This is a genomic window from Rossellomorea sp. ABR4_004 (assembly GCF_056159585.1).
In genome coordinates this window covers 138,731-146,099 of record NZ_JBSWVM010000005.1, presented here as the reverse complement: position 1 = coordinate 146,099, position 7,369 = coordinate 138,731, and the positions used below count along the sequence as shown (strand labels likewise).

Sequence of the window (7,369 nt, the reverse complement as noted above, 5' to 3'; positions counted from 1 at the left end):
TACGACGCATAAGTGGTTATGGAATGGTTAGGGGTTATGGATAAATTTTAAAGGGGTGTTTGACAATGGAAGTTGGAAAACAAAATGTTAGTCAATTAGAAACCCGGTCAGGCAGAACGGCAAGAGAAACAATGAAGTTTATCATACCGTCCTTGTTAGGGGTACTATTGTTCCTTGTGCCTGTTACGTATGAAGGGAATATGACAATCGGGGTCGGGATATTTGCTTCTTATTTTCAAGTGGTGCTGGAAGGTGTACTGCCATTATTCATGACTGTGGTATTTGGTGTATCGGCTCTCATGGCTATTTATACGAAAATGTTTAAACCTCAGTGGATTGTCAATCAATCATTCTTAAAAGGACTATTCGACGTAGGATACTTTTGGATCGCTGTTCGTGTCCTCGGTTCGATATTTGCGGTGATGACGGTAAATGGGAGTGGTCCCGAGTGGATTATTTCTGACTTTACGGGTGGAACCGTATTGTATTCGTTAGTTCCTGTCTTAGCCACTTGGTTTTTATTTGCAGGTTTATTGATGCCTCTTCTTTTAGATTTTGGATTGATGGATTTCTTCGGCACTCTGCTGCAGAAAATCATGAAGCCGCTTTTCCAACTGCCGGGACGATCATCTATCGATGCTCTTGCATCCTGGATGGGAAGTGGTACCGTCGGCGTATTGATTACAACGAAACAATTTGAAGAGGGTTACTACACAAAACGGGAGGCAGCAGTCATTGCGACAAACTTTTCCGTTGCTTCGATCGCTTTCAGTCTAGTGATTGTCAGCTTCATCGGATTGGAATCAATGTTTGTTCAACTGTATGGGACAGTGGTGATTGCAGGGATAGCAGCTGCGGTCATATGTCCGCGTATCCCGCCTCTTTCACGGAAGAAAGACACCTATTATGAGCCGGTTGGCATGCAAATCTCTGAAACCGTTCCTGAAAATGTTTCCCGTTTTCAATGGGGACTTGAAAAAGCAGTGGAAAAAGCATCAGAAGTGAAAAGTGTCGGAGAGGTAACGAAAAAAGGATTCCAAAACGTCCTCGATATCTGGTTCGGTCTGATTCCTTTAGTCATGGCCCTTGGAACGATCGCTTTAGTGGTAGCGGAATATACTCCTGTATTTGACATATTGGCTTATCCAATTGTTCCCCTATTAGAGTTATTACAAATTCCACAGGCGGCAGATGCGGCTCCTGCTATGATCGTTGGTTTCGCAGACATGTTTTTACCTGCTGTTGTAGGGAGCGGAATTGAGAGTGAGTTAACAAGATTCGTCATTGCCGCCATGTCCTTGACTCAATTAATTTACATGTCTGAGATTGGTATTTTATTAATCAAATCCAAGATTCCGATCAGCTTTTTAGATCTATTCATCATCTTTATCCAACGTACGATTATCACGTTACCTATCGTCGCTTTATTGGCTCATTTCTTCTTTATGTAAGAGAATTAATACAAAACAAATTTGTCAGTCACATATATGGAGGTTACTAGAATGGAACGAACGTTTGAACAACTTATTCAAAATATGCCTAATCGTCTGGCACCCAGTATGGCAAAAGATCACCCGAACTTACCGGTAGTAAAAGAAGAGGGGTGCTATTACTACGGGTTGGACGGAAAGAAATATCTTGATTTCACCTCTGGAATTGCCGTAACGAATGTTGGACATCGTCATCCGAAAATTGTACAAGCGATTAAAGATGCAGCAGATGGGTTGATGCATGGTCCTTCAGGAGTCATCATGTACGAATCGATCCTTCGATTGGCTGATGAGCTTGCGGAGATTCTTCCGGGAGACTTAGATAGTTTCTTCTTTGCCAATAGTGGGACGGAAGCGATCGAAGGGGGAATCAAACTTGCTAAATACGTAACGCAGCGTCCTTATGTCGTTTCCTTTACAGGCTGTTTTCACGGCCGTTCACTTGGTGCGTTAAGTGTCACGACTTCTAAAAGTAAGTATCGAAAGTTTATGCAGCCATCAGGCCTGACGTATCAGGTTCCATATGCGAACGAAAGAGAGTGTCCTGAGGGAGTGGACTCAGTCCAATATGTTGTAGAGAAGCTTGAAAAGGATTTCGAAACTCTCTTTAATCATCAGGTCACTCCTGAAGAGGTAGCGTGTGTCATATTAGAACCTGTCCTTGGTGAAGGCGGGTACATCGTTCCTCCGAAAGCATGGCTCAAAAAAGTAAGGGAGATTTGTGATCGTCACGATATTTTACTGATTTTCGATGAAGTCCAAACGGGCTTTGGACGTACGGGGAATTGGTTTGCGGCTCAAACCTTTGATGTAACACCGGATATTATGGCGATTGCAAAAGGGATTGCCTCGGGGCTTCCCCTGAGCGCGACGGTCGCATCGAATAAGCTCATGAAACAATGGCCTCTTGGGAGCCATGGGACGACGTTTGGTGGAAATCCAATTGCGTGTTCCGTTGGACTTGCTACATTAGAAGTCATGAAGGAAGAAAAACTTCTCGATAATACAAAAACAATGGGGGCTTATGCGGTTTCCAGGCTCGAGCTTTTGAAAGAGAAGCATAGCGTGATTGGGAGCATTCGATCAGTCGGACTGATGATCGGCATTGAAATCGTTCATCCACAAACAGGAAAACCAAATCAGGAAGGCTTAATGGATATTCTGGATCGTGCTTTGGAAAAAGGCGTATTATTCTATCTATGTGGAAATCATAGTGAAGTGATCAGGATGATTCCACCACTTACTGTAACAAAGGAACAAATAGATACTGGACTTCGCATGCTGGATGAATCATTGAGTGAGTATGAGGCTACATTGATGAGTCATTTCGATTAAACGTTAAAGGCCGGATTCAAGGTACATGATTGTACCTTGAATCCGGCCTTTTTACCATGACATTATGCAGTTTGTTGTAATGGAGCATCATTCTTGTTGGACGTCATAAGAGTCACGACGATCAATACAATAATGGCTAACGGAACAGCAATGACGACACTGTTCAGTTCAAATGGTTTCTGAAGGACGATTTCCCAAACCAATGTGGAAACCACCCCTGCAAGCATGGAAGAAACGCCTCCGGCAGCATTCACCCGTTTCCAGAAGAACACGGCTAAAACAGCTGGAGTGATGCCTGCACCATAAACAGTGTAAGCGTACATTTGAACATCCAGGACGCTTGGGAAGTAATTAATGATGATGAATGCTAAAGCACCAAGGACAACAATGAACATCTTGGTGATTTTTAACTGTTTATCATCAGAAGCATGTGGATTGATATATTTACCGTAAATATCATAAGTCAGATTCGTTGCAGCAGACAATAGATACGAATTTCCTGTTGTAATGATAAAGGAAGCTGCTGCTGCCAGAAGGATTCCCCCGATTCCAATCGGCATCGCAATTGTCGTTGCCATTAACGCCATTCCTGGATCGATATCCGGGAATAGAGAACGGGATGCGAATGCGATTAAGGAGATGGCAGGAGAAATGATGATCATGGCAATAAGCCATCCAATTTGTCCTTTTCTTGATGAAGAATCCCCTTTAGATGAAGCCAGACGCTGGTACATGTTTTGGTCACCCAACAACAAGAATAGAGATGGCAATAGATAACCGATCAATTGAATGATGGATAAGTTGCCCGTAGCTGACATATGGGATGCAGGTACATTTTTAACAATTTCGTCCCATCCCCCAGCAATGAAGAAAATGGTTGGAACGGTAATGATTAGACCACCGACCATAAGAAAACCGCTGAGTGCATCTGTTTGAGATACAGAACGCAAGCCGCCGATCATGGCTAGAAAAATGATCAAGGCAGCACCGATGGTCGTACCAAGACCAACAGACATGCCTGTTGTTAAATTTAGAATAAACCCGAAACCTTTCATCTGATAAGAAACAATTCCTACATAAGCTAAGATGATAATGACACTTGAAAGATTTCGTGCAGTGGAACCATACTTTTCTTCCAGGATTGCTGAAACCGTATATTTACTGAATGCACGGATTTTAGGTGCAACGAGGTAAAGGATCCCGATTCCCACCAGAGTCGGAATCATTAGCATTAACGAAGGGATGATTCCGAAGCTATATGCGACAGATGTTTCTCCCCCTGAAATACTTCCGCTTCCAGTCCAAGTTGCAAGCAATGTCCCCATTAATACAAATGGACCAAGGCTTTTTCCAGCTAATATAAAATCATTGCTGCTGGATACTTTCTTAGACATATACGTACCAATCCCTATCATGAGTACCGCATATATCCCTATAAACCATAGTAAATGTGGATTTTGTTGTAATTCCATAAAACGATCATCTCCTGAACAGTATTTGTTCACGCGAGAGAACGTTGATTCATTTCTTTATCACAATTTAATCACCGGTGAGAAGATAAACACATTTTAGCCTGGATGAGGTAGAAAGGTTCTACCTACCAATTAAAATATCTAAAACGATCCGAAAAAAGTTTAGAGGTTGTTAGAGGCTTTGAAAATGTCTTTCGTTGTGATGTTTTTCATGAATGCTTGTCTCACGTAAAAACATTTCTCATTAACCTTAGCATACATTCATTTCGATAAAAAATGGTTGGAAAGCTTGACTTGACAAGATTTTCAGCTTTTAATCTCTTTGTGGTAAAAAGTGGTATAGCAACTAAGCCTATACGGGTCAATAGGTACAGAAATAGAAGGAATTATTTGAAATTTAAAATAAATCACGGCATGGAAAAATAATAAAATGAATCTTTATACCTATTATTAAGTTTGGGCGATTAGGTAAAAGTCCCTATAGTATCAGTTGGATTAGAGTTAATGATGGCACTAAAAAGGTCGATCAGTTTTCACTGATCGACCTTTTTATAGCCTTTTAACCGAAATGGCCTTGCGCATTTTCCTAAGTGCATCCTGACCTTCCATTTCTCTCTGCATCATCAAATTGACGTAGAGGGCATCGATTAATGTTAATTGAGCAATACGGGAGGATAGTGCTTCTGATCGATAGTCGGTTTCCTCTGACACCGTGAAGAGGGACGTATCCACACCCTGGCTTAATGGAGATTTTGCAAAATTGGTGATGCAGATCGTCTTGGCCCCGGTTTCCTTGACTATATCAAGAACCTGGAGAATATCCTTTGTTGAACCGGAATGGGAAATGAATACAGCACAATCTTCACTCGTCATTTGGGAAGCGGTCATTAGCTGGATATGACTGTCGCTTGCGGCATGAACACGTAGACCGGTTCGGATAAATTTATGATAGGCGTCAAGGGCGATGACGCCTGATCCGCCACTGCCGAAAAATTCGATTGATCGGGCATTCGTCATTATTTCCACAGCTTTTGTTAACTTTTTCTCATCTACTACCATCAATGTATCTTCAATGGTTTTGATATTGGATCGGAATACTTTTGTGGCAATGGTTTGAGCGGAGTCCCCTTCATCAACCCGCTCGTGTATGTCCTTAAGCCCCGTCACGATTTCTGAGGCAAGGGCAATTTTCATCGCTTGATAACCTTTAAAGCCGATTCGCTTACAAAAACGGAAGACAGTGGAGTCCGCGACTCCTAAATCTTCTGCCAAACCATTAATCGTCGAATGAATGATCTCGGTTGGATTTTCAAGTATATAGTCGGCAATTTTTTTCTCGGTCACGCTAAATTGAGGGTAGTGTGAACGTATACTCGCTAAACAATGCTGATGTTGACTCATAAAATTCACTCCTGTAAGGGTTTTCATAATTTTATTATACAAGAATACGAGAAAAATAAAAATAATTTCTGTAAACGGTTGCAAAAAGAAAAATATTTTTTATAATAGAGATATACAGAAAATAATTTTCCTGGTTATCTTTTACTGCGAAATGAACTTTCTTTAAGCCATTTCTGTTTAGTAGGTCAGAGAGTAGTAGTTACATAGAGGAAATTGTAAACGTTTTACTTTCCCAGGTAGTCAGGATCAATCGTTATAAAAAATCTGGCAGCCAAGCTGTCGTCATAAAAGAAAGGTAGGGATAGAGATGTCTGATCAAATGCTTATTTTAGTTGCATTAGCCGGGATTTTTCTTCTATTATTTTTAGTTATTAAAACGAAGCTTCATGCTTTCGTTGCCCTATTATTAGTAAGTTTAATTGTAGGGATCGCCGCAGGGATGCCTCTCCAGGAAGTTGTCGCTTCCATACAAAGCGGAATGGGCGGGACCCTCGGGTTTGTCGCTGTCGTGGTTGGTTTAGGTGCAATGTTCGGTCGTATGCTTGAAGTTTCAGGGGGAGCGGAACGATTGGCTCAAACCCTGATTAATAAATTTGGCGAAGATAAAGCGCAGTGGTCGTTAGGTATTACAGGTTTCTTAGTAGCCATTCCGGTATTCTTTGATGTAGGATTCATCATTCTTGTACCGATCGTATACGGATTGGCAAAGAAAACTGGAAAGTCGCTGTTATACTATGGGATTCCTTTACTTGCGGGACTTGCTGTAACACACAGCTTCATTCCGCCAACTCCAGGCCCGATTGCTGTAGCTGATTTAATCGGTGCGGATCTTGGCTGGGTTATCTTATTCGGTACTCTTGCCGGTATTCCATCCATGATCATCGCTGGTCCACTTTTTGCAAAATTCATTTCGAAACGGATTCATGCAGTGGTTCCGGATTATATGCAAGTGGAAGAGATCGAGTACGATAAAGAGCTTCCGAGCTTTGCAATGATTGCGTCACTTATCTCGATTCCGTTAGTGTTAATTTTATTGAATACGCTTTCGGGTGTTCTATTAGATGAAGGAAATACCATTCGTTCAATCTTGACTTTCTTGGGTCATCCGTTTGTAGCGTTAACGATTGCGACTCTATTGACGTTTACATTATTAGGAACGAGACGTGGATATTCCCGTCAGGAGGTTCAGGATATTGCGACAAAAGCACTTGAGCCTGCTGGGATCATCATCCTTGTTACAGGTGCCGGTGGAGTGTTCAAGCAAGTTCTGATTGACTCAGGTGTCGGTGAAGTACTTGGTGAAATGATGGCAGGTTCAAGCTTGCCTCCGATTGCCCTTGCTTTCTTGATTGCCATGGTCGTTCGCGTGGCACAAGGTTCAGCGACTGTATCCATGGTCACGGCAGCGGGATTGATGAGTCCATTAATTTCCACTCTTGGCTTAGAAGGGCCGGTCCTTGGTTTAATGGTCATTTCCATCGCTGCAGGAGCAACTGTATTCTCCCATGTAAATGACAGCGGATTCTGGCTAGTGAACCGTTATTTTGGATTAGATGTGAAAGATACGTTAAAATCATGGACGATGATGGAAACGCTCATCGGTTTTGTAGGATTTGCCGTAGTATTCATTATAGGGATATTCATCGGATAAAATAGGATAGAATAATAGTG

At 41.9% G+C, this 7,369-nt stretch carries 5 protein-coding genes; 3 read left to right on the top strand and 2 right to left on the bottom strand.

Annotated elements, in window-relative coordinates:
* Positions 1-65: 65 nt before the first annotated feature.
* A complete protein-coding gene (locus ACXAF2_RS21470; protein WP_475141699.1) occupies positions 66-1,451 on the top strand; it encodes a YjiH family protein in 1,386 nt (461 codons plus the stop codon).
* Positions 1,452-1,502: 51 nt separating this feature from the next.
* Entirely contained in the window at positions 1,503-2,825 is a 1,323-nt protein-coding gene (locus ACXAF2_RS21465; protein WP_475141698.1) for an aspartate aminotransferase family protein, read from the top strand.
* Positions 2,826-2,887: 62 nt separating this feature from the next.
* On the opposite strand, the gene ACXAF2_RS21460 is transcribed toward ACXAF2_RS21465, so the two are convergent.
* Positions 2,888-4,297, bottom strand: a complete 1,410-nt coding sequence (locus ACXAF2_RS21460; protein WP_475141697.1) for a sodium:solute symporter family protein — start codon at positions 4,295-4,297, stop codon at positions 2,888-2,890.
* A 549-nt stretch (positions 4,298-4,846) separates the two neighbouring features.
* Positions 4,847-5,698, bottom strand: coding sequence for a MurR/RpiR family transcriptional regulator (locus ACXAF2_RS21455; RefSeq protein WP_475141695.1), 852 nt, complete (start codon positions 5,696-5,698; stop codon positions 4,847-4,849).
* A 307-nt stretch (positions 5,699-6,005) separates the two neighbouring features.
* Here ACXAF2_RS21455 and ACXAF2_RS21450 point away from each other — a divergent pair, with 307 nt between their 5' ends.
* A complete protein-coding gene (locus ACXAF2_RS21450; RefSeq protein WP_149154436.1) occupies positions 6,006-7,349 on the top strand; it encodes a GntP family permease in 1,344 nt (447 codons plus the stop codon).
* Positions 7,350-7,369: the final 20 nt, after the last annotated feature.